This window comes from Lentilactobacillus sp. TOM.63, assembly GCF_030361045.1.
GTDB lineage: Bacteria > Bacillota > Bacilli > Lactobacillales > Lactobacillaceae > Lentilactobacillus > Lentilactobacillus dabitei.
Map to the genome: position 1 here is coordinate 1 of NZ_JAUCAP010000041.1, position 24,195 is coordinate 24,195.

19 protein-coding genes, 1 tRNA gene and 2 pseudogenes are annotated in these 24,195 nt (G+C 41.7%); 16 read left to right on the forward strand and 6 right to left on the reverse strand.

All coding sequences use genetic code 11. The annotated features are described in order from the left end of the window. Positions 1-202: 202 nt before the first annotated feature. The 4 genes and pseudogenes from QUF07_RS08790 to rpsR all read left to right on the forward strand — a co-directional run bounded on the left by QUF07_RS08790 (position 203) and on the right by rpsR (position 2,847). Positions 203-1,299: pseudogene (locus QUF07_RS08790) on the forward strand (lactate oxidase). A gap of 389 nt (positions 1,300-1,688) precedes the next feature. Then, positions 1,689-1,985 carry a 30S ribosomal protein S6 gene (gene rpsF, locus QUF07_RS08795; RefSeq protein ID WP_217162179.1) on the forward strand — a complete coding sequence of 99 codons (297 nt, stop codon included), beginning with the start codon at positions 1,689-1,691 and terminating at the stop codon, positions 1,983-1,985. Positions 1,986-2,018: 33 nt separating this feature from the next. Beyond that, on the forward strand, positions 2,019-2,573 hold the full coding sequence (ssb, locus tag QUF07_RS08800) for a single-stranded DNA-binding protein (protein ID WP_054749109.1): 555 nt from the start codon (positions 2,019-2,021) through the stop codon (positions 2,571-2,573). Positions 2,574-2,610: 37 nt separating this feature from the next. Beyond that, positions 2,611-2,847, forward strand: a complete 237-nt coding sequence (gene rpsR / locus QUF07_RS08805; RefSeq protein WP_008857189.1) for a 30S ribosomal protein S18 — start codon at positions 2,611-2,613, stop codon at positions 2,845-2,847. A gap of 299 nt (positions 2,848-3,146) precedes the next feature. On the opposite strand, the gene nhaC is transcribed toward rpsR, so the two are convergent. Next, positions 3,147-4,526, reverse strand: a complete 1,380-nt coding sequence (gene nhaC, locus QUF07_RS08810; protein ID WP_289427218.1) for a Na+/H+ antiporter NhaC — start codon at positions 4,524-4,526, stop codon at positions 3,147-3,149. Positions 4,527-5,188: 662 nt separating this feature from the next. On the opposite strand from nhaC, the gene QUF07_RS08815 reads away from it, so the two are divergent. The 4 genes from QUF07_RS08815 (at position 5,189) to rplI (ending at position 10,728) form a co-directional block, all read left to right on the forward strand. Continuing rightward, on the forward strand, positions 5,189-6,127 hold the full coding sequence (locus QUF07_RS08815; protein WP_217162175.1) for a hypothetical protein: 939 nt from the start codon (positions 5,189-5,191) through the stop codon (positions 6,125-6,127). Between the two features lie 415 nt (positions 6,128-6,542). Beyond that, a complete protein-coding gene (locus QUF07_RS08820) occupies positions 6,543-7,934 on the forward strand; it encodes an amino acid permease (protein ID WP_289427220.1) in 1,392 nt (463 codons plus the stop codon). Positions 7,935-8,225: 291 nt separating this feature from the next. Continuing rightward, positions 8,226-10,238 (forward strand): DHH family phosphoesterase, encoded by a 2,013-nt coding sequence (locus QUF07_RS08825; RefSeq protein ID WP_217162171.1) that lies wholly within the window; start codon positions 8,226-8,228, stop codon positions 10,236-10,238. Between the two features lie 37 nt (positions 10,239-10,275). Beyond that, entirely contained in the window at positions 10,276-10,728 is a 453-nt protein-coding gene (gene rplI / locus QUF07_RS08830; RefSeq protein ID WP_056982122.1) for a 50S ribosomal protein L9, read from the forward strand. A gap of 457 nt (positions 10,729-11,185) precedes the next feature. Here the strand turns inward: rplI and QUF07_RS08835 are convergent, their stop codons facing one another. Next, entirely contained in the window at positions 11,186-11,308 is a 123-nt protein-coding gene (locus QUF07_RS08835) for a hypothetical protein (protein WP_289427221.1), read from the reverse strand. A gap of 134 nt (positions 11,309-11,442) precedes the next feature. Between QUF07_RS08835 and dnaB the strand changes: the two genes are divergently transcribed. After that, positions 11,443-12,834, forward strand: coding sequence for a replicative DNA helicase (gene dnaB / locus QUF07_RS08840; RefSeq protein ID WP_217162170.1), 1,392 nt, complete (start codon positions 11,443-11,445; stop codon positions 12,832-12,834). 316 nt (positions 12,835-13,150) lie between these two features. On the opposite strand, the gene QUF07_RS08845 is transcribed toward dnaB, so the two are convergent. After that, positions 13,151-13,223, reverse strand: a tRNA-Lys gene (locus tag QUF07_RS08845). 260 nt (positions 13,224-13,483) lie between these two features. Between QUF07_RS08845 and yycF the strand changes: the two genes are divergently transcribed. From yycF to QUF07_RS08875, 6 genes are all read left to right on the forward strand, one after another. Beyond that, positions 13,484-14,200 (forward strand): response regulator YycF, encoded by a 717-nt coding sequence (yycF, locus tag QUF07_RS08850; RefSeq protein WP_217162168.1) that lies wholly within the window; start codon positions 13,484-13,486, stop codon positions 14,198-14,200. Between the two features lie 37 nt (positions 14,201-14,237). Continuing rightward, positions 14,238-16,091 carry a cell wall metabolism sensor histidine kinase WalK gene (gene walK / locus QUF07_RS08855; RefSeq protein WP_289427222.1) on the forward strand — a complete coding sequence of 618 codons (1,854 nt, stop codon included), beginning with the start codon at positions 14,238-14,240 and terminating at the stop codon, positions 16,089-16,091. Further along, positions 16,081-17,379 carry a YycH family regulatory protein gene (locus QUF07_RS08860; RefSeq protein WP_289427223.1) on the forward strand — a complete coding sequence of 433 codons (1,299 nt, stop codon included), beginning with the start codon at positions 16,081-16,083 and terminating at the stop codon, positions 17,377-17,379. Before walK ends, QUF07_RS08860 begins: the two co-directional genes overlap by 11 nt. Before the next feature lie 18 nt (positions 17,380-17,397). Next, entirely contained in the window at positions 17,398-18,228 is an 831-nt protein-coding gene (locus QUF07_RS08865; RefSeq protein WP_217162162.1) for a two-component system regulatory protein YycI, read from the forward strand. A 21-nt stretch (positions 18,229-18,249) separates the two neighbouring features. Beyond that, a complete protein-coding gene (locus QUF07_RS08870) occupies positions 18,250-19,053 on the forward strand; it encodes an MBL fold metallo-hydrolase (RefSeq protein ID WP_217162159.1) in 804 nt (267 codons plus the stop codon). Between the two features lie 96 nt (positions 19,054-19,149). Continuing rightward, complete coding sequence (locus QUF07_RS08875) at positions 19,150-20,403, forward strand: S1C family serine protease (protein ID WP_289427224.1); 1,254 nt, start codon at positions 19,150-19,152, stop codon at positions 20,401-20,403. 103 nt (positions 20,404-20,506) lie between these two features. On the opposite strand, the gene QUF07_RS08880 is transcribed toward QUF07_RS08875, so the two are convergent. Beyond that, complete coding sequence (locus QUF07_RS08880; RefSeq protein ID WP_217162155.1) at positions 20,507-20,650, reverse strand: hypothetical protein; 144 nt, start codon at positions 20,648-20,650, stop codon at positions 20,507-20,509. Between the two features lie 601 nt (positions 20,651-21,251). Between QUF07_RS08880 and rlmH the strand changes: the two genes are divergently transcribed. Continuing rightward, positions 21,252-21,731: a 23S rRNA (pseudouridine(1915)-N(3))-methyltransferase RlmH gene (gene rlmH / locus QUF07_RS08885; RefSeq protein WP_217162153.1), complete on the forward strand. Its 480-nt coding sequence runs from the start codon at positions 21,252-21,254 to the stop codon at positions 21,729-21,731. A 119-nt stretch (positions 21,732-21,850) separates the two neighbouring features. Here the strand turns inward: rlmH and QUF07_RS08890 are convergent. Together QUF07_RS08890 and QUF07_RS08900 are read right to left on the reverse strand one after the other, a co-directional pair. Continuing rightward, positions 21,851-22,752: pseudogene (locus tag QUF07_RS08890) on the reverse strand (IS30 family transposase); the annotation flags it as partial. 593 nt (positions 22,753-23,345) lie between these two features. Then, the gene (locus QUF07_RS08900; RefSeq protein WP_289427225.1) at positions 23,346-23,930 is read right to left on the reverse strand and encodes a TetR/AcrR family transcriptional regulator; all 585 of its coding nucleotides are present in this window, start codon (positions 23,928-23,930) and stop codon (positions 23,346-23,348) included. Positions 23,931-24,195 lie beyond the last annotated feature (265 nt).

Here is a 24,195-nt window from a genome sequence, read left to right on the forward strand (position 1 = left end):
TCCAACAAGCAGGAATCTGCATATAAACACCTTTGAAAAAAATTCCCAAACCCGGAATTTCCTTCAAAGGCGACTTATATTCCGATTCCTAACCGCTTGTTTTCGCACTCTAAAATAAAAATGCAATCCTTTGACTTACTAAATGTAAGTGTTACACTATCCATGATGAGATTAGTAGACTAATTTTATGGAGGCCTTAGATATGGTTGTTGTGAATGGATACAAGCAAAATGAAAACGAAAAAAAATTAGATATTTTAAATTTACCTTCGCTGGAAGACCAAGCAAAGCAAATTATTCCTACCGGTGGATTTGGTTACATAGTCGGCGGGTCCGAAGATGAATGGACGCTGCGGGCAAACCGAAAAGCATTTACCCACAAACAAATTGTTCCCAAGGCATTAAGCAACATTGAAAACCCAGAGTTGGCAACCAATGCATTTGGCCTTTCATTGAAGACGCCACTGATGATGCCACCAATTGCTGCTCAGGGATTGGCTCACGCACAAGGTGAAAAAGATACGGCTAGAGGGCTTGCTGCTGTTGGTGGTTTGATGGCTCAAAGTACCTATTCGTCAACTTCGATTGCTGAGACTGCTGCCGCTGGCGGTGGGGCTCCTCAATTTTTCCAACTTTATATGAGTAAAGATTGGACATTTAATGAGTCGCTTCTCGATGAAGCTAAAAAAGCTGGCGTTAAAGGCATTATCCTAACTGTTGACGCAACAGTTGATGGTTATCGGGAAGCTGATATTATTAACAACTTCCAGTTCCCAATTCCAATGCTAACTTGACCAAGTTCAGCGAGGGCGATGGAATTGCCGAAATTTATGCTGCCGCTGCTCAAAAGATTGGACCAAAAGATGTTGAGCGGATCGCTAACTATACTGATTTACCAGTTATTGTAAAGGGAATTGAATCCCCTGAAGATGCCGAGTATGCAATTGGAGCTGGAGCTGCTGGTGTCTATGTTTCTAATCATGGTGGCCGTCAATTAAACGGTGGGCCTGCTTCATTCGATGTCTTAGAAAGCGTTGCTAAGGCCGTTAACGGCAAGGTACCAGTGATCTTTGATTCTGGTGTTCGTCGTGGTTCAGATGTCTTCAAGGCACTGGCATCTGGCGCTGACTTAGTTGGTGTTGGCCGACCAGCTGTCTATGGTTTGGCTCTTGGTGGTGCTGAAGGTGTTCAGTCGGTCTTTGAGCACTTGAATGAAGAGCTACAGATTATCATGCAATTGGCTGGAACTAAAACCATTGCCGATGTCAAGAAGACTAATCTGCTTGATATTCAGTATTAAAATTTGTGTGCTGCATTCCATTGATGCTCTCTAAGGAATTACGTTAAGCAATTCTAATTCTCAGTGGAATAAAAAAATTAGAGAGCATTGATGGGTGGAGTACAATCTGGGGACGTCCCCTGCGTCTCCAACCCCCAATTTATACAACATTGGATTGTAAAAAAGCGGGTGACCAAATTGGTTGCGCGCTTTTTTGCGACCAGTATTGAAAATTTAAATAATCCGTTGTTTGTTTTACGTATATAATAAATGTATCGTAAATCAAACATTAGGCGTATTGATATTTTTTAAGTTACATGGTATAGTTTTACATTGTGAGTATCTGGGTAAAAACAGAAACTCTCCTTGCTCTCGGGAAGAGGGCCATAAGTCCACAAGGAGGTGCAATCATGGAAGAAAAGAAATACGAAATTACTTACATCGTTCGTCCAGACATCGAAGAATCAGCTAAATCAGCATTGATCGAACGATTCGACAAGATCGTAACTGACAATGGTGCTAAGATTATTGATTCAAAAGACTGGTCAAAGCGTCGGTTCGCATACGAAATCGGTGGTTATAATGAAGGTACTTACCACATTATTAACTTAACAACTGATTCAGATACCCCACTTAACGAGTTTGATCGTCTTTCAAAGATTAATGACGATATTTTACGTCATATGATCGTTGTTCGTGACGACTAATAATTGATTTTAATATGAGAGGAGCAATTCAGCATGCTTAATCGTGCAGTTCTAACGGGTCGCCTAACCCGCGATGTTGATTTACGATACACGCAAAGCGGAACCGCTGTCGGTTCGTTTACACTGGCCGTTGACCGGTCGTTTACTAATCAACAGGGGGAACGTGAGGCCGATTTCATTAACTGCGTAATCTGGCGTAAATCTGCTGAAAATTTTGCTAACTTCACCCATAAAGGCTCACTTGTTGGAATTGATGGTCGAATTCAGACCAGAAATTACGAAAACCAACAAGGCCAACGAGTTTATGTGACTGAAGTAGTAGTAGACAATTTTGCATTACTTGAACCCCGGGGTGCCCGGAACGATTCAGGTAATCAACAAAATGGTAATGCTCCTCAACAAAATAACGGCAATGCCAATCCGTTTGACAATAGTTCAAACAACTCATCCAACAATAATGGCGGTAATGGTTCTAGTAACAATTCAGGTAGTAGCAACAATGGTAACAATGGTGCTAACAACCCTGGGGATCCATTCGCCAATTCTGGGGATTCGATTGACATTTCCGACGATGATTTACCATTCTAATGAACTGGTAAATAAGATACTTTGAGGAGGAAATACTATGGCTTATCAAAGACGTGGCGGCCGTCGTCGTCGCAAAGTTGATTTTATCGCTGCTAACCACATCGAATATATCGACTACAAAGATATCAACTTGTTGGAACGCTTTGTTTCAGAACGTGGAAAGATTCTTCCACGTCGAGTTACTGGAACAAGTGCCAAGAACCAACGGGCATTAACAATTGCAATTAAGCGCGCACGGATCATGGGCTTAATGCCATTCGTTGCAGCTGACTAATGTAATACAAAGAAGTCTTCCTGAGAGGGAGGACTTTTTTTGTTGAGAGCGTGGAACAGATCGGGAGTTTCTGGAACCTAACTGATCTGTGGAACGCATTTGCGCTATGATGCCAAAGAAGCAGGTGCTTACATGCAGATTCCTGCTTGGAGGAGCAGTCCTAATCTACAAAATGCCGCTCAACCAATCTTATTATCTGAATGAAAAAAGTCAGCCAAAGCAAAAATCAAATTTGCCTTAGCTGACTTTTTAAATTAAGATCAATTAATTTTGAGTTGCGATAACACTGTGCTCTTTTTTTACATCGTCAGTTGCTGTTTTTTTAGGCCAATTCCAGTAAAGCCACTTAGCAATGAGAATACTGGGCAGAGGAGACTGAAGAAGACGAATGGTAGGTACTGAATGGTTGGAACGCCTAGCGTGTTGGCGATAAAGACTCCACCAACGCCCCATGGAACCAGGTAGTTGAGAACTGTTCCGCCATCTTCGAGAACCCGGCCAAGCGCTCTGCTGGCCAAACCACCGTTATTGAAGGTTTTCTTGAATGCCCGTCCTGGTAAGATAATTGAAAGGAATTGTTCACCAACGAAGATGTTAACCCCGATACAAGCACCTAATGCCGCTGTCACCAATTTGGCTGGACTGTTAAGATGTGAAGCTAATGGGGTCATAATGGCGCCAATTAAGCCAAAGTGAACCAGTAGGCCACCTAATGACAGGGTTAAGACGATCAAGGCAACCGTCGGCATCATACTGACGATTCCGCCTCGGGATAATAGAAGGTTAACTTCGCTATTAGAGGTCTTAGCGACGAAGCCGTTGGTGATGATGTTGCTGGCCTTGGTGATATTCAAGCCAGGAGTGTTGATGAACATCATCCCTGCTGAGATGAAAATGTTGAGTAACATGGTTGGAATAGCGGCCATTTTGAAGCCGGCACAGACGAACACGAGGATAATTGGAATAAATGAAATAATTGAGATGTGGAAATCATTGCTTAATGCGGCGACGGTTGTATTGATTTTGGCCATGTCTGCATGATTATGCCCCATTCCAAGGGCACCAAAAGCAATTGTGGAGATGGTTGCTGCCGGTAATGTTGACCAAAGAATGGTTTTCATGTGATCAAATAAATCTGTGTCAACCACGGCTGCAGCCAAGTTATTGGTTTCGGATAGTGGTGATAATTTATCGCCAAAGACCCCGCCAGCAACGATTGCGCCGGCAACTAGGGCTGGATTGAAATTCATGGTAACGCCAATTCCAAAGAAGGCAATTCCAACAGTTGATACAACCGTGAAACAACTACCAACGGCGGCACCAACCAATGAACAAACGAGGAAAACGGTGGGTAGGAACCACTGAGCACTAATGGCTTTAAAACCGATCACCATCAATGTTGGGATGGTTCCGGCAGCGATCCAGGTACTAATCATTGCCCCAATCAGGATGAAAATAACGATGGGAATGATCCCCTTGTCGATGCCGTCTTTGATGCCAGCATTAATTTCATTCCAGTTAAAACCAGTTAGTTTGGCCCAAAAAATGACCACGGTGATTGCGAGTAGGACGGGGACTTGAGGTGACAAATGCAGGCCGATAACGCCTGTTCCCATAATTGCTAATGCAACGATTAAAACAATGGCTGCTTCTCTTAAACTGATTTTGCTATTTTTCATATTGATAACCTCTTTTATAATTAGTGGGCGGAGTAAAGCGGTTAGAAAGCGAAGCCTAAGGTACTCCAGCCGAAAGCCACGGGTTTCGGCTTTTGGCTGGAATGGCTTAGGTGCAGCTTTCTGCTTTGCTTAGCCGTCCTTGGCTTTGGCTAAATAATGCGAACATAAATTTTTCTTTTTGTCATTATCCAAAGGACAAGTTTTGTCGTAACAATTGGTTTATCAATATCGAACGAGTCCCCCATTTGTCGATCTTTCCATAGGCTCATTTCCTTTCTTTAAAGTGAGTGGAGTAAAGCGATTAGAAACTTACACAGCTGTCCTAAGTAAACAAAAAAATCGTCCCTATCACATATAAATGCAATAGGGACGATTTTAACCGTGGTACCACCCAACTTGTGTATTCAAAAAAATACACCGCTCACTAGAAGATAATGGATTCTAGTTATTGACCATTGTCGTGATATTACGGTATTTCGTCAGCCTCACCCTGATTGGCTCGCAGCAACCGCCAACTTCCTGACACCCAGATAAGGAACTACTTCATGTAATTCGACTTTAATTATTAGAGTGAGTATAAAACTTGATGAGATAAATTGCAAGAATTATTTTTTTAAAACGACCGACTCATGATATAATTCACTCTCGGAGGGACAGTTCAAATGAAAAAAATAATTTCAATTGTATCAATAATCTTTTCGACCCTATTAGTTGGGGTAACGATCATCAATTCAGCTAAAACGGTATCAGCTAATTATTTGCCATCATCTCCATTTCGGGTAAAATCGAGTTCCATTGATCCAAAAGATCCTGGGACGTTCACAAATGACTATTATCGGCTAACCAAAAAGGCGGAAGCAACGGTTACTTATACGATCAAGGACACATCTGGAAAACAAGTTAAAAAAACGATGACAATACCGAAAGGAACGATTATTGCCGGCAAATTTGGTTATGTTGACAAGAAGCATATTTATCCTGGTCCAGCTGGCTTAAGTTATTATTTGCAAAGAAAAACAATGAGTTCACGTTACTATGGGCTAATTAATGGTCAAGGTAGATTAAGCTTTAAGATTGCGTATACCCCTTCGCGAATTATTCGAATTAAACGGCCAGCTTATGCGCTGCCATTTGGTAATGGGATGCTTTTGTCGGGTGGTTTAGCAGCGTTAAAGCAGATTAACAACCCAGATTACCAGAGTAATGCTGTTAAGATCACTTCTGATGGTTATTTGGAGTATTACCCAAGCAATCATCAGACTTATAAATGGCGCCACCAGCAAAAAACTTCCGGAGGGTCTTCGATAATGACCGGGACGAACCGAACTAACTTTGATATGCGACCGCAAGCTTATGCCAAGATTAACAAGACGGTGAAAAAAGGTGCCACAGTTTATCTGTACACCAATAAGAAGGTTGATGGAACTAACCAAAAGCAGGTTAAAAAATCAGGGGATTACAAGTATCGACTCGCCGTTCGGAATCTCCACACGCCATATTGGATGACTAATTATGGTGCTAACGATGATGGTTCGGCAGCAAGTCTATATATGGTTGGCAGCAAGCCATACTATACTGAAATCGCTCAGGCCTTTAATTAAAAAGTCGGGAGGAAAGATTGAGATAAAGCAACCTGATCTCAAAATTTAAGTGAAAAAGATCGTGCATTCTAGTTGAAGTGAACCCCTTGAATTTGATTTCTCCAATCAGGGGTTCACTTCAGTTTTTGGAATGCACGATCTTTTTTCTAGTTTGGTTGTAAAAATAGGTCTTAAGTGCCTAATTCTTAAAATTTAATGATGATCATCCGTTTAATTCAATAAATAATGTAAGAAATCATGACATTATATCCTAATTATCTGCAATAATTTTGCCAAATTGCCTAATAATATAACTTAGTAGCCTAAAATGTGATTAAACCTAACACGAATCCCCAAAAATATGATATTATCAGTTCATTCATTAGAAATATTTTAATCTCTATCTTATGTTGCTCTTATTTTTAGGAGGATGCTTATGAAATCAAAAATCACCGAGAACCAAGATGGAACGATGCGAGCGCTTAGCAATCGTCATGTTCAAATGATTGCTATTGGTGGCACGATCGGAACTGGATTGTTCTTAGGATCCGGGAGTACCATTAGCAAGACCGGACCTTCAGTTATGTTGGTGTATGTTGTTTTAGGCCTGTTTTTCTTCTTTATGATGAGAGGAATTGGTGAGATGTTTTACTCCGATCCATCCCAGCATACGTTCGTATCATTCATTTCACGATACTTGGGACCGACAGTTGGTCATTTCACTGGCTGGACTTATTGGATTGGCCTCGTATTTGTTTGTATGGCTGAATTGACTGCCACTGCGACGTATGTCCAATATTGGTTTCCGCATCTGCCAGCCTGGTTGATTGAGTTAGCCTTCCTCGGAATTCTGGCTGGGGTTAACCTGATCGCTGCCCGCCTGTTTGGTGAAGCTGAATTTTGGTTCGCGATGATTAAGATTGTTGCCATCTTAGCCATGATTTTCACTGGAATTTTCATGATGGCTCGTGGGTCAATCACCCCATTAGGGAATGCCAGTTTATCGAATGTTTTCAACCACTTTACCCTGTTTCCTCATGGTATTTACAGCTTTATTGATGCGTTCCCGATGGTCTTCTTCGCCTTTCAAGGAATTGAATTCGTTAGTATCACGATTGGTGAAGCAAAATCACCTCATTCGGTTATCAAAAAAGCCGTTAATGAAACTTTATTACGAATTCTGATTTTCTACATTGGTGCTTTAATCGTCATCATGGGGATCATCCCATGGACTTCCATTACTCCCGATGCCAGTCCATTTGTTCAAGTATTTAAATTAGCCGGATTCCCTGCAGCGGCGGCGTTAATTAACTTCGTGGTTCTAACATCAGCTGCCTCGGCGCTCAATAGTTGTATCTTCTCGGCTGGCCGTCATTTTTATCAGTTAGCGACTGAAGTACCTGAAGACAGCTGGATGCATAAAACGTTTGCTAAAATTTCTGGTAATGGGGTTCCCGCTGCCGCCATCATCTTCTCCGCAGCACTGGTTCTGGTTACGCCATTGATGAGTTTGACGAGTGTTTTGAGTTCAGTATTTACGATCGTAACTGGGGTTTCCAGTGATATGTATTTGATCGTTTATACCCTGGCCATGGTTGCCCACAGAAAGTATCGAGCTTCCAGTGACTTCTTGCCTGATGGCTTCCTCATGCCTGCTTACAAGATCATGAGTCCATTGACCATTGCTTTCTTCGTGGTTGTGTTCTTCACCCTCTTCTTAATTCCAGAAGACATATTCGGTGCTGTTGGCGCAATTGTTTGGACCATTGTCTTTGGTGGGGTTACTTACCTGCATCAACGAAAATTGGTTCCAAGTGCGGAGCAGTAATCATATGAGATAATCAACTGATAATGATCCAGGAATGCATCACGGTTCCTGGATTTTTTGAGTCAAAGCTGGAAGTGATGATTAGCGCGTCAAACCCGTTACGTTCCGCGCACTTTCATAGGACCGCTACACATAACTGGCGCTAACTATCTAAGAAATTCCTAACCAAAATCCAAACCCAGGATTTTAATTAGGAACTCCTTAGATAATCGCACCAACCCGTTACGTTCCGCGCACTTTCTTTTTATGTTAGAATAAGAGCATTAACCATATTGAGTAAGAGGACATAAAATGAAAAATTGGTTTTCAAATAATAACGGTGAATTGCCACCGTTTGTTCATAATCGACGCTTACGACGAATCATGTTTTTTATTGCGCTGCTTGTTATCTATGGGATTGTCATCTCATCCTTGTACAACCTGATCGTAGCAGCCGTTTTGATCGTGATTAGTGTCGCTGGGTTGATCTATACGATTGTGATGATGAATGAAATCAGTTCTGACACTAATAGGTACATTACTGATTTATCATATCGGATTCATCGTGGTGAACAAGAAGCCTTGCTGGAGATGCCGATTGGTGTCATGGTGACTAACGGCGATGGTTTGGTGGAATGGGCAAATCCTTATCTCATGAACTACTTTAAGGATGACAACGTTCTGGGTAAGAAAATCGACGACATTGATCACGATTTACAACAGTTGATCATGAAATACGAGGAATCGAATGAATTTCATACGGTTACCTGGCGTGACCACAAATTTACCATGTTGATCCAGAAGGAATACAATTCCATGTATCTGATGGATATTACTAAGTATGCCAATATTCAGGAACGCTACGAATCTGAACAGATTTCGGTTGGCCAAATTTTCTTGGATAACTATGATGAAATTACCCAATCAATGACTGACCAGGAAATTTCTAATTTGAGCAACTATGTCACTAACGAGTTGGCAACCTGGTCACAAAAATATGGGATGTATTTAAAGCAAATTGATGATGATCATTTCTTCCTGTTGGCCTATGCGAAGTCGTTAACGGCAATTGAGAACGATAAATTTAATATTCTGGATGTTGTCCGGGAAACGACTTCAAAGCAAAACTTCCCGCTGACCTTGAGTATCGGAATTGCATACGGCGAGGACGACTTGAATAGTTTGGCTGATCAAGCGCAGAGTAACCTTGATTTGGCTTTGGGTCGTGGTGGTGACCAGGTTGTTGTGAAGTCACTGGATGGCACTGCCCGATTCTATGGTGGTAAAACTAATCCAATGGAGAAACGGACTCGGGTTCGGGCCCGAATGATTTCACAAGCCTTAAATGAGTTGATGAATGCTTCTGACCAAGTCTTTGTTCAGGGACATACCCGTCCAGATATGGATGCACTTGGTGCTTGTTTGGGGATTCGGCGAATTGCCCAAATGAACAATAAGAAATGCTGGATCGTTCTCGATAAAGAGAAGGTCCATTCTGATATCCAGCGATTGCTCGAAGCGGCTAAGAAGTATCCAGAAATTAGTGATTCAATTATTACGCCATCAGAAGCAATGGAGAAGGCCACTGATAGCAGTCTGCTGATCATGGTCGATCATTCAAAGCCATCCATCAGTATTTCTGAAGAGCTCTATCAAAAGATGGCAGAACGGGTCATCATCATTGATCACCATCGACGGGGCGAAGAATTTCCAGAAAACCCAATGTTGGTCTATATTGAACCGTATGCGTCATCGACTTGTGAGCTGATTACTGAAATGTTTGAATATCAGCCTCATGAAGAAGAACCGATTAACCGAATTGAAGCAACGGCCATGTTAACTGGGATTTTCATTGATACGCAGTCCTTCTCAATGCGAACCGGTACCCGGACGTTTGATGCGGCCAGTTACCTGCGGTCTGCTGGAGCTGATTCAACTGAAATGCAGCAGTTAATGAAGGAAAATATTGATAATTACCTGCAGCGAAACCATCTGATTTCGATGGTGGAATTCTTCCACAAAGATATGGCGATGATTGTTGGTGAAGAAGACCGGGTTTACGATCCGGTTACGGCTGCCCAGGCCTGTGACTCGCTCTTGACCATGTCTGGGGTTGATGCATCGTTTATTATCACTAAACGCTCAGACGGCCAAGTCGGGGTTTCAGCGCGAAGTACGGGTTCAATCAACGTTCAAATTATTATGGAAAGAATGGGTGGCGGCGGTCACTTATCTAGTGGTGCCACTCAGATTGAAGGCAAATCAATTGCGGATGTTAAACAATTATTGCTTGAATCCATCAAGTATATCGATGATAATGAATAAAGGTATTTAATTTTGAGGATAGTAGGAGTGATCGATTATGAAAGTAATTTTTCTAGAAGACGTCCGTGGTAAGGGTAAGCGTGGCGAGGTAAAAGAAGTTCCTGACGGCTATGCTCAAAACTTTTTAATTAAAAACGGCAAAGCAAAACGAGCTTCTCGGGCTGCCATGAGTCAACTCAAAGGGAAACTGCGAGCTGAAGAGAAGCGAGAAGCTGAAGAACTTGAAGAGGCCAAACAGGTAAAGGCTCAATTGGAAGACGACAAAACAGTAGTTGAATTATCAGCCAAAGCCGGAACTGATGGGCGACTGTTCGGTTCGATTCCAAGTAAGCAAATCGCCTCTGCATTGGATAAGCAATTTGGTATCAAGTTAGACAAACGAAAGATTGAACTCGCCGATCCAATTAGAGTAGCGGGCTATACCAACGTTCACGTTAAGCTGCGGCCAGAAGTCGAAGCACGAATCAGAGTTCACGTTTCAGAAAAGTGAGCGTAGCAAAGCGGTTAGGAATCGGAGCATAAGTCTCCCCAAGCAGAAATCCTGGTTCTGGATTTTTGCTTGGGGTGCTTATGTGCAGATTCCTGCTTTGAGGAGCTGTCCTAGAAAAGTGAGCGTAGCAAAGCGGTTAATAACCGGAGCATAAGTTGCCTAAATCAGAAATCCCGGTTTTGGGGATTTTTGATTTAGGTGCTTATGTGCAGGTTATTGCTTTGAGGAGCTGTCCTAAAGAGAGTGAGCGGATCCAGGCCGGTTAGCAACCGGAGCATAAGTTGCCTTTGGCAGAAATCCCCGATTCTGGGATTTTTGCCAAAGGTGCTTACGTGCAGGTTGCTGCCTGGAGGAGCTGTCCTAAGGTACAGTGAGCGGAACAAAGCGGTTAGTAGAGATCGGAGTGTAAGTCGCCGCTGAGGGAAATTCCCGATTCTGGAATTTTTCTCAGTGGTGCTTACATGTAGATCTCTGCTTTGAGGAGCTGTCCTAAAACCAGTGAGCGATCAGCAACGGGTGATACAGAGCGTAACGCGCCACCAAATACAGTATTTAGATCACCAAAAATATTAGTGGTCATAAAATCAAAATCACCATTAGAGACTGGAACCAGAACTTCAAGTTTTGGCCAGTCTCTTTTGCGACAAATGGCAAAATGAGATAGAATATCTATACGATTATTTTAGTTACTAGGAATAAATTTGAGGAATTTAAATGAGCAATGATTTTGTAAATGAGTTGCCACCACAGAATATCGATGCCGAAAAGGCAGTTTTAGGATCGATTTTCTTGAGCACAGATGCGCTCATTGAAGCTATGGAATATTTGGAACCCGATGATTTTTATAAGCGGGCTCACCAGATTATTTTCAAAGACATGGTTGAATTGAACGATCGTGATCAGGCTGTCGATGTGGTGACGATAACCAATTTACTGACAGAACAGAATAATTTAGATGATGTTGGTGGGATGGAGTATATCGCTGATTTGGCTGGATCTGTTCCAACCGCGGCCAATATTACTTACTATGCCAAAATTGTGAAGGATAAGTCGCTGCTCCGGCGCTTGATCCAAACGGCCACCAACATTGTCACCAATAGTTACAGCACCGATGACGATATCACAACGGTGTTGGATGATGCCGAACGCGACATTATGAACGTTGCTGAAAATCGGAATCAGTCTGGTTTTAAAGCGATTAAAGATGTTTTAAACAGCGCCTTTAACGAAATTGATCGGTTGTCGCAAGCTGGTGATACGGTTACTGGTGTTTCCACCGGTTATCCTGAATTGGATAAAATTACGACCGGTCTTCATGAAGACGAGTTAATTATTTTAGCAGCTCGGCCGGCTGTCGGAAAAACGGCCTTTGCACTTAACCTGGCTCAAAACGTTGGTACTAAGACCGACAAAACGGTTGCCATTTTTAGTCTGGAAATGAGTGCGGAATCGTTGGTTAACCGGATGTTATGTGCTGAGGGGAGCATCAACGCCAACCATTTACGAACTGGTCAATTGACTGAAGACGAATGGCAAAATTTAGTGGTTGCGATGGGGAGTTTATCCCGGGCAAATATTTTTATCGATGATACTGCCGGAATTAAAATGTCGGAAATTCGGGCAAAATGCCGCCGATTAGCTAAAGAGTCTGGCAACCTTGGCTTAGTGGTTGTCGATTATCTCCAGTTGATTGAAGGCAGCAACGCCGAAAACCGGCAACAAGAAGTTTCCGGAATTTCTCGACAACTTAAAAAGCTGGCTAAGGAATTACATGTCCCGGTGATTGCATTGTCACAACTTTCTCGGGGAGTTGAACAACGTCAAGACAAACGGCCAGTGTTGTCAGATATCCGTGAATCCGGTTCGATTGAGCAGGATGCCGATATCGTTGCCTTCCTGTATCGTGACGATTACTACCGGGATGAGGATGAGGACGAGGATGACGACGACCAGTCCAGTGGTTCAAGTGGCGAGGATGACGAAAACGATGTTGGTGAAGTTGAAGTTATCATTGAAAAGAACCGTTCAGGTCCTCGAGGAACCGTGAAACTGTTATTTGTGAAGTCATATAATAAGTTTTCGTCGATATCGTATGCACAGCAATAATTTTTTGTATGTTGAGATTGGGACGAAAGGCGATTTGATCCCAGAATTTAAGTGAAAAAAGTAATGCATTCTGACTTTGGAATGCATTACTTTTTTGGCTTAAATGGCGAGGACCAACCGTTTGGCGCAAGTTTTATCAATATAAGAATGGAAAACTAAGCTGCATTATAAATAATCTGCCGACTAATGTCTCAACCTCATTTGCAAATAAAGGCAATTTTTCCATATGAAAGGAGTTGTCAGGAATTTTGGGCAAAAAAATAACAACCATGGCTGCAAGCAGCTGCATGATCGTTATTTAGTAGTATGTAATAAGTGGGCAGTCAGGGGCTCGAACCCTGGACCCACGGATTAAGAGTCCGTTGCTCTACCAACTGAGCTAACTGCCCATTACTAACCGACTTAAATATAATAGCATATGAAATTTTATTTTGCAACAGCTTTTCTAAAAGTAATTCCAGTTGTGAATTCTTTTGGACTTTTTCCAAATTTTGTCCACTTGCTATTAAACGATTTGAGGGCGGATGCGGACATTATTCGGATTTATTACGCGACAAATGAGCTGTGTTATAATGGCAACATGTTGGCGTGTGCAATTAAATGAAAAAGAAAAATAACAATACCAAATCCATGTTAGGAGAAATTGTTAATGGCAAAGAAAATTCTAGTAGTTGACGATGAAAAACCAATCGTTGATATTGAGAAATTTAATTTAACTAAAGAAGGCTATGAAGTTTCCGTAGCTTACGACGGTGAAGAAGCGTTGCAACAAGTGAAGGACGTTGATCCAGACTTGATCATCTTGGACTTAATGCTGCCAAAAGTCGATGGCTTGGAAGTTGCCCGAGAAGTTCGTAAGACCAAGGACACCCCTATCATCATGGTGACGGCCAAAGATTCAGAGTTGGATAAAGTGTTGGGCCTTGAATTAGGTGCCGACGATTACGTTACCAAGCCATTCTCTAACCGTGAACTGGTTGCCCGGGTAAAGGCCAACTTGCGCCGTCAGGGAACTAGTAACAACAACGCTAATGAAGCTGATGATAACCAAGACATTAAGATTGGTGACTTGGTCATTCATCCAGAGGCTTATTCCGTTTCTAAACGGGGTGAAAATATTGAATTAACCCACCGGGAATTTGAACTATTGCACTATTTAGCTCAACACATTGGCCAAGTAATGACTCGTGAACATTTACTCCAAACCGTTTGGGGCTACGATTATTTTGGTGATGTCAGAACCGTGGATGTAACCGTTCGAAGACTCCGCGAAAAAGTTGAAGACAGCCCAAGTCATCCAACCTGGTTAGTAACCCGCCGTGGGGTTGGTTATTACCTCAGAAATCCAGAAAGTGACCAAGCCTAGATTTAATGAATTCAAACATAAGGGGTATTAGCTGGTTGTGAATAATCGAATCAAGTTTTATCAATCAATCAAATTTAAGATCGCGCTGGTTTTCGCACTGGTATTACTGGTCACCCTTGAAATTGTTGGGGCCGTTTTTGTGAGACAGTTGGAACATCAAAACCTATCAACGTTTAAAAATCAAATCCAGCTTCAGACATACGTAACCAATTCATTAACTACGCAATTATCACGGACCAACGAAACGGCTGCTAATCGGCGAATTCGGACAATTCTAAATGATACAGATAGTCCGAATAACGCGCAAATTCAGGTTATTGATACAAAGGGGACCATTCGGGGAACCAATCAAGTCAATAACCAAGCGGTTGTCGGTCAAAAAACCACCGATGATAACGTCAAAAATGCGATCTATGGCCGAACGACCATCGAAAAGAATACTTATGACTCAACAACGGATACGCGATACTATACGCTTATTTCGCCGTTGATTAAGAGTTCTGGAAATAACAGCACTATCGTTGGGGTCGTTTATACCAAGGCAAACTTGGATACAGTCTATCAGAATATTAACAATATTACGGTGATCTTCTTGTTTGCCGCATCGATCGCGATTATCTTGGGGTTACTCATCTCAATCGTTATTTCGCGGGCGATTACCCGGCCGATTGAAGAAATGAAGAAGCAAACGATTCGGATTGCCCGTGGCGATTACTCTGGTCAAGTTCATGTGTATGGAAATGATGAGTTGGGCCAATTGGCAAGTGCTGTTAATAACTTGTCAGTCAGGGTCGAAGAGTCCCATGAATCAACGGAATCTGAACGCCGGCGACTGGATTCAGTGTTGGCGAACATGACCGATGGCGTTTTAGCGACCGACCGCCGAGGTAATGTCATCATTATCAACGAAACGGCGGCCAGCTTTTTGAATCGTGATGAAAATCAAGCCATGGGTCAATCAATTCTTGATGTGCTGGATATTCGCAAAGATTATAGTCTGCGGGATTTACTGGAAAAACCAGATGAACTGATTCTTGACTTCTCTAGTGACGACCACAGCTTAATCCTTCACGCCCATTTCTCACTGATTCAGCGGGAATCTGGGTTTATCAGTGGTTTGGTTTGTGTTCTCCGGGATATCACCGAGCAGCAACGAATCGATCAGGACCGCAAGCAATTTGTTTCCAACGTTTCTCATGAACTGCGAACGCCGTTAACCAGTGTGCGGTCCTACATTGAAGCTTTGTCCGATGGTGCTTGGAAGGATCCCAAGCTGGCACCCAAATTTCTTAAAGTGACCCAAGATGAAACCGACCGGATGATTCGGATGATCAATGATTTACTCACCTTGTCACGAATGGATTCGGGTACCCAGAAGATAGAAGTCGAACTCGTCAATATCAACGAACTTTTCAACTATGTCTTGAACCGCTTTGACATGATCCTCAAAAAGGATGATCATCCGGAAAAAACCTATACGATTAAACGAAAGTTCACGAACCGCGATCTTTGGGTAGATTTGGATACCGACCGATTTACCCAAGTTCTCGATAACTTAATGAATAATGCGATCAAATACTCGCCAGATGGTGGTGTGATTACCTGTCGGCTCTATGAGACCCGCAATAAGGTCATTTTAAGCATCAGTGATCAAGGTCTGGGGATTCCGCGTAAAGATATCCCTCACATCTTTGATCGGTTCTACCGAGTTGATAAGGCCCGTTCTCGTCAACAAGGTGGCAGTGGCCTTGGCCTTGCAATTTCTAAAGAAGTGGTTGAGGCACTTAAAGGTCAGCTTTGGGTTGAAAGTGTCGAAGGAAAAGGCTCCACATTTTATATTGCCCTGCCATATGAACCAATAAAAGAGGAGGACTTATGGGATGAAGTTTAGTAAATACTTGATACCAATTGCTTTAACCATTGCGGTTATTGTCAGTCTTACTCTTTCGATGGTTCTTTGGACGAATCCAGCTAACTACCGCAGCAAACAAAATACCAATCAAAACTCGCAAACTGAATCGATGATTAAGCCAAAGCACTATGTCTATACGCCCACTCAGGCGGTTTATACCAACCGTGAGGGCAGCCAAAAGATCATGGTTAACCGGTTGGTCAATTTGATCGCCGAAGTTAAAAAGACGATGCGCGACTACCAAGACCCCAGCATTAAAGAAACCAGTAGTGGTTCGCAAACTGAATATTTCAAAATTGCCAACCAGCCAAATTCCATTATGTTGAGCTATCCAACGCCGGTATCGATGAAAATTTTAAACAATAATGTGAACAATCGCTTCAAGAAATTTCCGAATCATACGGTAACGAGAATTGTGCTGCCGACGACTGATTCGACGAAGATTTATTTGCTGAACGATCAAGATTTCAAAGTGTATCAGGTTAAAGTAAAGAAACACAGCTTGAAATCATTGAATAATGTCCTGAAATTGAGTATGCGAACAATTCCAGCAACCTTTAAGTTGTTCAATAAAAAGCCGTTGGTTTACGTGAACACCTCGGTTCAAATGGAACCCTACGAGTATCTGGTGGATCGTCAGTCAGAAGATTACTACGTCAGTCGCTTGCTGAGTAACGATGATTCTCAAAATATTAATGCCAAACGCCACAAGAATGGGGTCATCTATGGTGATCAGAATTCGATGGAATTGATGTTTAACTCGAAAACCCGGATGGGGAGATTTTCTGATTATCGGCCCAATAAAAATCGCCAGAATATGACTTCTGTCTTGAATAACTCTTATAACAAGTTATCCGATCTGGGATTGCCATTGGATAACGTGCGGTTCTTTGATTACGATAGTGGCAGTCGGACCGTGATGTACCGCACGTTTGTCGAAGGATTCCCGATTTTTCGGGCAAATGGCTTTGGCACGATTTCGACTCGAACAATCAATTCCAGTGCCCAGCGAATGAACTTTTCACTTGATAATCCGGAAGTGCCGATTCCAAGTAAAAAGGGTTACTCGACGTTACCAGCAACAGCTACATTGATCAAACGATTGGTCAATAGCGGTTATAAAGTGAAAGACATTAAGAAAATTCAAATTGGTTACGGTTGGCAAAAGGATAAGAACTCACCATTGCTGGTCAATTTAACACCGGATTGGTACATCTTTTATAACGGTAAGTGGCAATCCTATACGTCAATGATTAATCACTATTAGGGAAGGAGGGGGAGTTAAATGAACTTTCGGCGGATTGAAATCATTTTTTTAGTCACCTTTATTGCGATCGATATCTTCTTGTTTGGCATGTTTCAAAAGAACACCGATCTGCAGGCGGAAAACGTTTCGCAGGGCGATTCAAACGCAAAGATTGTTAAAGAAATGCGAAATGATCAAATTAAGGTAGATGATTTGTCCAATAAAAAGGGCTTTGCCTACTACCTTTCCGGAACCCAAGATGATTTACTTCGAGATCAAATGGGCCAGCTGGTCAATCAGACTCCCCACTACATTGGTCACGAGTTGGAGAGTGAATTTAAAGAACCCGTCACGGTCAGTGCAGATGCCCCGCAAAAGACGATTAACCGGATGATGTCTGATCCCACCTTTATCCTATTTGGTGATGAATATACGTATAACAAACAACTTTCAACCTCGCGAACCATCGTCTATTCACAGAAGGCCATGGGGGGACTCATGTACTCCTCGGAAGCCCAAATTAGGTTTGCGTTGAATTCAAATCACCAAATTGTGAGTTACAGTCAAACCTATCTCCAGGATATTAAGAGTTTGCGTGAAAAATCGGAAACTATATCAGAAACCCGTGCATTAATTTGGCTATATCAGTATAATGAGATACCAAACAACACCAAAGTTGCCTGGACAGAGTTAGGTTACACAAAACTATTATCGATCGATGATGACCGGGTGTTTATTCCAACTTGGATCATTGCGATTAAGCCGCAAAATTCCACTCAGGTTCAAATCAAACGGATTAACGCATTTACTGGTGGGATCATTAAGGAAACTAATGAGAACCTGAAAAATAGTCAAGTTTCATCTGAATAATTAATGTTGGGAAGAATAACAATGGATAATGATGATATGAAGATTAGTGTGCTTGCCAGTGGCAGTACTGGTAATGTGACCTATATCGAAACCCCGCAGCACAAGATTTTGCTGGATGCTGGGTTGAGTGGTAAAAAAATTGCGAATTTGATGAAATCGATTGGTCGGGATCTCAACGATGTTGATTCGTTGTTTGTGACCCATGAGCATTCAGATCACCGTCAAAGCGTTGGCGTTTTGGCCCGTCGATATCACATGAGTGTGTACGCAAATCAGGGAACTTGGGATGCTATGAGTTCTCGAATTGGCAAAGTTTCTGATGAGCAGAAGAACATTTTTCCGCCTGATACCGTTGAAGATTTTGGCGATCTGGATGTCGAAAGTTTCTCGGTGTCACACGATGCTGCCGAACCACAATTTTACGTGTTTCATCATCACAATAAATCCTTTGTCGTCTTAACTGACACTGGTTACGTTTCTGATCGGATGGAAGGTGTCATCAAGGACGCCGATGGCTATTTACTGGAATGTAATCATGATATTGAAATGCTGGAAAACGGCGAATATTCTTGGCCATTGAAGCAACGAATCTTAGGTGATCAGGGCCATTTGTCAAATGAAGATGGGGCCAATACTATGTTGGACGTCATTGGGCATCGGACTAAGAAGGTCTTCTTGGGTCATCGCAGCCAGCACAATAACATGAAATCACTCTGTCATTTGACGGTTGCTTCGATCTTGGCCGATCACGATATGGGAGTTGGCAAAGACTTCAAGTTATATGATACGGAGCCAGAAGAAGCTTCGCCTTTAATGATTGTTTAGATTTCCTTTAGAGATTTATAAAGTTTACAACACACTTTTTTCAAAAAAATAAGGTATTATTAGAATGTAATAGAGAAAGAGAAGGGGGAACACTAATTGGCACAAAAAAATGGTTTTGGAAAATTAATTGCAACTGCTGTAATTGCCGGCGCTTTGGGCGGCGGGATTACTTATGGTGGTATTTCGTACTTTGATAACAATAGCAGTAGTACTGGAACAGAATTAATTTCTGGTAGTAATAAGAATGGCAACACCAATATCAGTAACATGAAAGTGAACCTCAGTACCCAAGCCGAACAGGCATTTAATTCAACTAAGAGTACCGTTGTCTCTGTCATCAACTTACAACGTGAAAGCCAAAGCGACAATACGCTGGCTGGCATTCTTGGTGGTGATACTTCTTCTAGTAAGAGTAAGAAGAGCGGCGAGTTGGAAGCATCCAGTGAAGGTTCTGGGGTCATTTACAAGAAGAGTGGCAATAGTGCTTACATTGTGACTAACAACCACGTGGTTTCCGGTGCCAATGCCCTCGAGATCATTTTAAGTGATGGTTCTAAGGTTTCCGCTAAAGTTGTCGGGAAGGATGCTGTCACTGATTTGGCAGTTATTAAGATTAACTCCGACAAGGTCAATAAAGTGGCAACGTTTGGTAATTCAGATAACATCAAGGTTGCCGAACCGGTTCTCGCAATTGGATCGCCACTTGGTTCTCAATACGCAACCTCGGTGACCCAAGGAATTATCTCTGCTAAGAAGCGAGAAGTTCCGCAAACTTCAGAGAGTGGTCAACAAATTGGTAACGCAACGGTTATTCAAACCGACGCGGCAATTAATCCTGGTAATTCAGGTGGTCCCCTCATCAATTTAGCTGGTCAAGTGGTTGGCATCAACTCAATGAAGTTGGCTTCTGATCAACAGGGAACCAGCGTTGAAGGAATGGGTTTTGCAATTCCTAGTAATGAAGTTGTGACAATCATCAATCAACTAATTAAGAACGGTCAAGTGGTTCGACCGGCACTGGGAATTGGTTATACTGACCTTTCCAATGTTTCTGAAGAGCAACAACGCTCCATATTGAAGCTTCCTAAGAGTGTTACCCAAGGAGCGGTCATTCTTCAAGTGAACGCTAATTCACCTGCTAAACGTGCAGGATTAGCCAAATACGATGTTATTACCAACCTTGACGGTCAGAACATTACTGAACAGAGTCAGTTGAGAGATATTTTGTATAAACACAAGATCGGCGACAAGATTTCGGTTACTTACTACCACAAAGGCGATAAGAAGACTGGCACGATTACGTTGAATCAAAAAGCAACTAACAAGGTATTGAGTGAAGCAAGTAAATAAGGCGGGATAATCATTAGCGAAGCCCAGAATCCAAACACAGCAGCCATTCCAAATCTTGGAATGGCTGCTGTGTTTGGTTACAAGGTTCACCTCTCAGCCGAATTTATTCAGAAACGTTTTTGACAGGAATGAACAGGATGACCCCATCGTCTGCTTGAAAAACATTGTAGTGTGCCGCTTGCGGCCGGATACTATCGGGAAGCAGAAATGCGTTCATATGATTAACAGATTGAATTTTAATAACCATTTTAATCACCTCTATTAAGTAAATACGTAAGGGATGGTGGAAATGATTTTTAGTGACGTCAAAAATGAGGAAAATGAACATTTTTGCCATTTGAATTTTAACTGATAACCCGTTTCCGAACGGTCTAAGGAGCATCGACGAATCTTGCCCCTACATGATGGGTAAAAGCCGAACTACTATGTAAATTCCGTGTAAATAATTAACGAACAAATTAAAGAAGGGAGATCTATCCACATTTTACCTGTGGATAACTTTGTGGATAATCCACAAGCTTGGTTGAATTATTGATATATAAACATTAAGAAGTTATCCCCCGAAATGACAAAGTTATCCACAGAAATTGTGGATAACTTTATTGGGGATAAAATCGGTTTTTGTTTGGTCGCTGGATTACTGGTATAATAAGGTTTGAATCAGTAGATTGCGAACAGATGTTTTCCACAGTTTTGTGGATAAGTAATTTGGCTCTTGACAATTCTGAAAAAAATGCGGGTTCCAAAAATAATAGTTATGTGCATAAACCTGTGGATAACTTTGTGGACAACTTGTTTATAAGCCCACTTTTGTACACAGACAAATTAATTTTGGAGGAAATGTGATCGTGAATATCAAGTTAGTTGTCGTTGGAAAATTAAAGGAAACCTATTTTAAACAGGGAATTGCTGAATACGCCAAACGGTTATCGCGTTTCTGCAAGTTTCAGATCGTTGAGGTTCCCGATGAAAAGGCTCCTGAATCTCTGAGCCAAGCGGAAATGGATGATGTGATGGATAAAGAAGGTTCGCGGATTTTGGCCAAAATAAAAGATCGCGAGTACGTATATGCACTTGCAATCTTGGGTAAAGAACGATCTTCTGAGGCCTTCGCTAAGGAGATCGCGGACTTAACCACCTATGGTCATTCAGATATTACGTTTGTGATTGGTGGTTCACTTGGTCTGTCAAAGGAAGTTCTCGATCGCGCGGATACCCAAATTTCATTTGGTAAATTTACGTTGCCTCACCAGTTGATGCGGTTGGTGCTGACGGAGCAGATTTATCGGGCGTTTATGATTAATGAGGGGAGTCCGTATCATAAGTGATGTGGGCTTCGTCGGCGGCATATATATCATATTGAGGAGATAATACGTTAGAGGAATGTATATCTTTAATTTTAGCCCAAATTGTCAAATCAAGTGCAACATTTAGGAGACACTACTTCGTAGTGGTGAAGTGATTTGCCTTTGGGAATGTACTCACGGATAAGCCCATTGTGGTTTTCATTGGTTCCTCTTTCCCAAGGGGAATAAGGATGAGCGTAGTAGATTTGAGTGCCTTTTACCTGATTAAGTTTGGCAAACTCGGCACCATTGTCGAATGTAATACTGTTAAAAGCCGCCGATCCATAAAGACGAATGGTCTCTTGGAGAGCTTGATAGCAGGTCTGCGCGTGGTAGTTAGGCAACTTGATCATGATTTCATATCGTGAGTAACGTTCGGTTAACGTCAGGATAGCTGGTTCGCTAGACACTCGTCGACCCTTAGCCAGGTCGCCTTCCCAGTCACCAAAATGTTCGCGTTTCAGAACGCTAGTTGGACGCTTCTCAATTGAAGCGCCTAAGCGCTTCTTATTCAACCGTTCGTGATGCTTTCCTGGACGTTTGATTCGTCGACGAAGCTTTTCAGGCAGGTCGGCATTTTTGATTGGTAACAACCCACGATCAATATAGCGATAAACGGTCGGTGTTGATGGCTCAGGGGAGGTTGGATGAATCTGCGAGAAGTAGTGAACAAAGCTATCGACGCTTTGGATTCTAGGACGCTCTCGTAGGGCTTGAACCAGCAGCGTTTGAGAAGCCCTTTTGAATGGCAATGAAGGCGATGATTTTGATAGCTTATTTGACCACTATCAGCAAAGTAACGGGTATAGTACTGATAGTCCACATTACGCTGCAAAACCGTACCACGCTTTAACTCACGGATGATTGTACTAACTGTCCAATGTAGATGATTAGCGATCGCATGGGCAGATTTCCCCTGCTCGTAGAGCACTTGAATTTCACCGCGTTCCTCGGGTTGAAGTTGTTGGTAATGTCGTTGAGTAGTATGCTTGATCTGGGTCATAGAGAAGTCCTTTCTTGATTTGTTTGGTCACTATCAAGCGTAGGTCTCTATGGCCTATTTGTATACTTGGCTCAGTGTTGCAGTTCAATTTTAAATCCGGGTCTTTAATTTTAGTCGTTTTAAGAAAATAGATTTAAAAGAATGAGGATTAAATTGGTTTTTAGATGACGATATCGTTCATCAAATGTTAGATTATTTTGGAGATGGACATAAAATAAGCATGCGAGAAATGAAATTACGGATATTGGAACTGTGTCCGATATTTTTGATGGCATACACTGCATATATTGCAGAAGCAAAACCGTTTAATAGGAAGTCTGTTCATAATATAATTAAATGGGATGGTAAAAATTATGAAGTCGACTATACAGCCCTACAAAGATTTTGGACAGATCTTTTGTTTAAAATCTCTATTCCACGGGATGATCATAAAGAATTTATAGAAGCGATTACTGTCAACCCCGACGCAAAAATATAGTTTCTTACCGATTAGTTTTTGAGTGTATCACTGCTCCTTTCGCCCATGATTTGTATTGGACCTAATGCTTCTGGCCCTGAGTTATCTTTTTTCTCAATTAAGTTGTTATTTTCTGCTAACTGTCCTGAATCAGTTTTTTTAAACACATTTTAATAAATTCTGTTTCATTCTCGAAATCTCCATCAGCATTAAGTAGAACCCCATTCGATCCATAAACAATGAAGCTAGCATAATACTCATCCAACTTGCTATCGGTCTTATCTTTCTTCTTTCTTCCAACATAATCGTTAATTAATTTACTAATTAGATAAAATTCTTGCTTTACTAACTTTTGAGAAACATCATTGATTAGCTGTGAATCTCCGCTCCTATTTTCAAATTGATGAAATATTACTGCACTTTCTTTTGCGGAATCAACTAACTTATCAAGAATTTCTTCTATATCGTTCTTAGATGTAAATGATGCAATGATATCCTTCCGCTTGTTCATCTCCGTGTCTACCACATTATCAATGACTGCATCATAAATATCTTGTTTTGATTTGAAGTAATAGTAAAACAACCCCGGGGACTTTGAACTATTTGTTTTATCAATTATTTCTCTAACAGATACCTTAGAAAATCCTTTTTCTTTAAAAAGATTAAACGCTAAATCAAGTAGTTCTCTTTTACGTTCATCTGGACGCTTTGTTATTCTCATAGTGCCCTCCTTACATTACGTATTACTATTGAACGACGTTCAGTCAATAAAATTATTAAAAAAATATTCTCTTACCTGATTTATTCATAAAAATACACAAAATACCCATCAAACACATGTTTCACGCGTTTGATGGGTATTTTGCATTTTCACCTTTTAAGTGCACAAAAAGAGCCTCAGCTCTGGTATAGTTAAATTGCCAAACAAAACCACATGAGAGAAGAGGACTCTACATTGAAGACTTTACAGGAAATGGCATTCAATT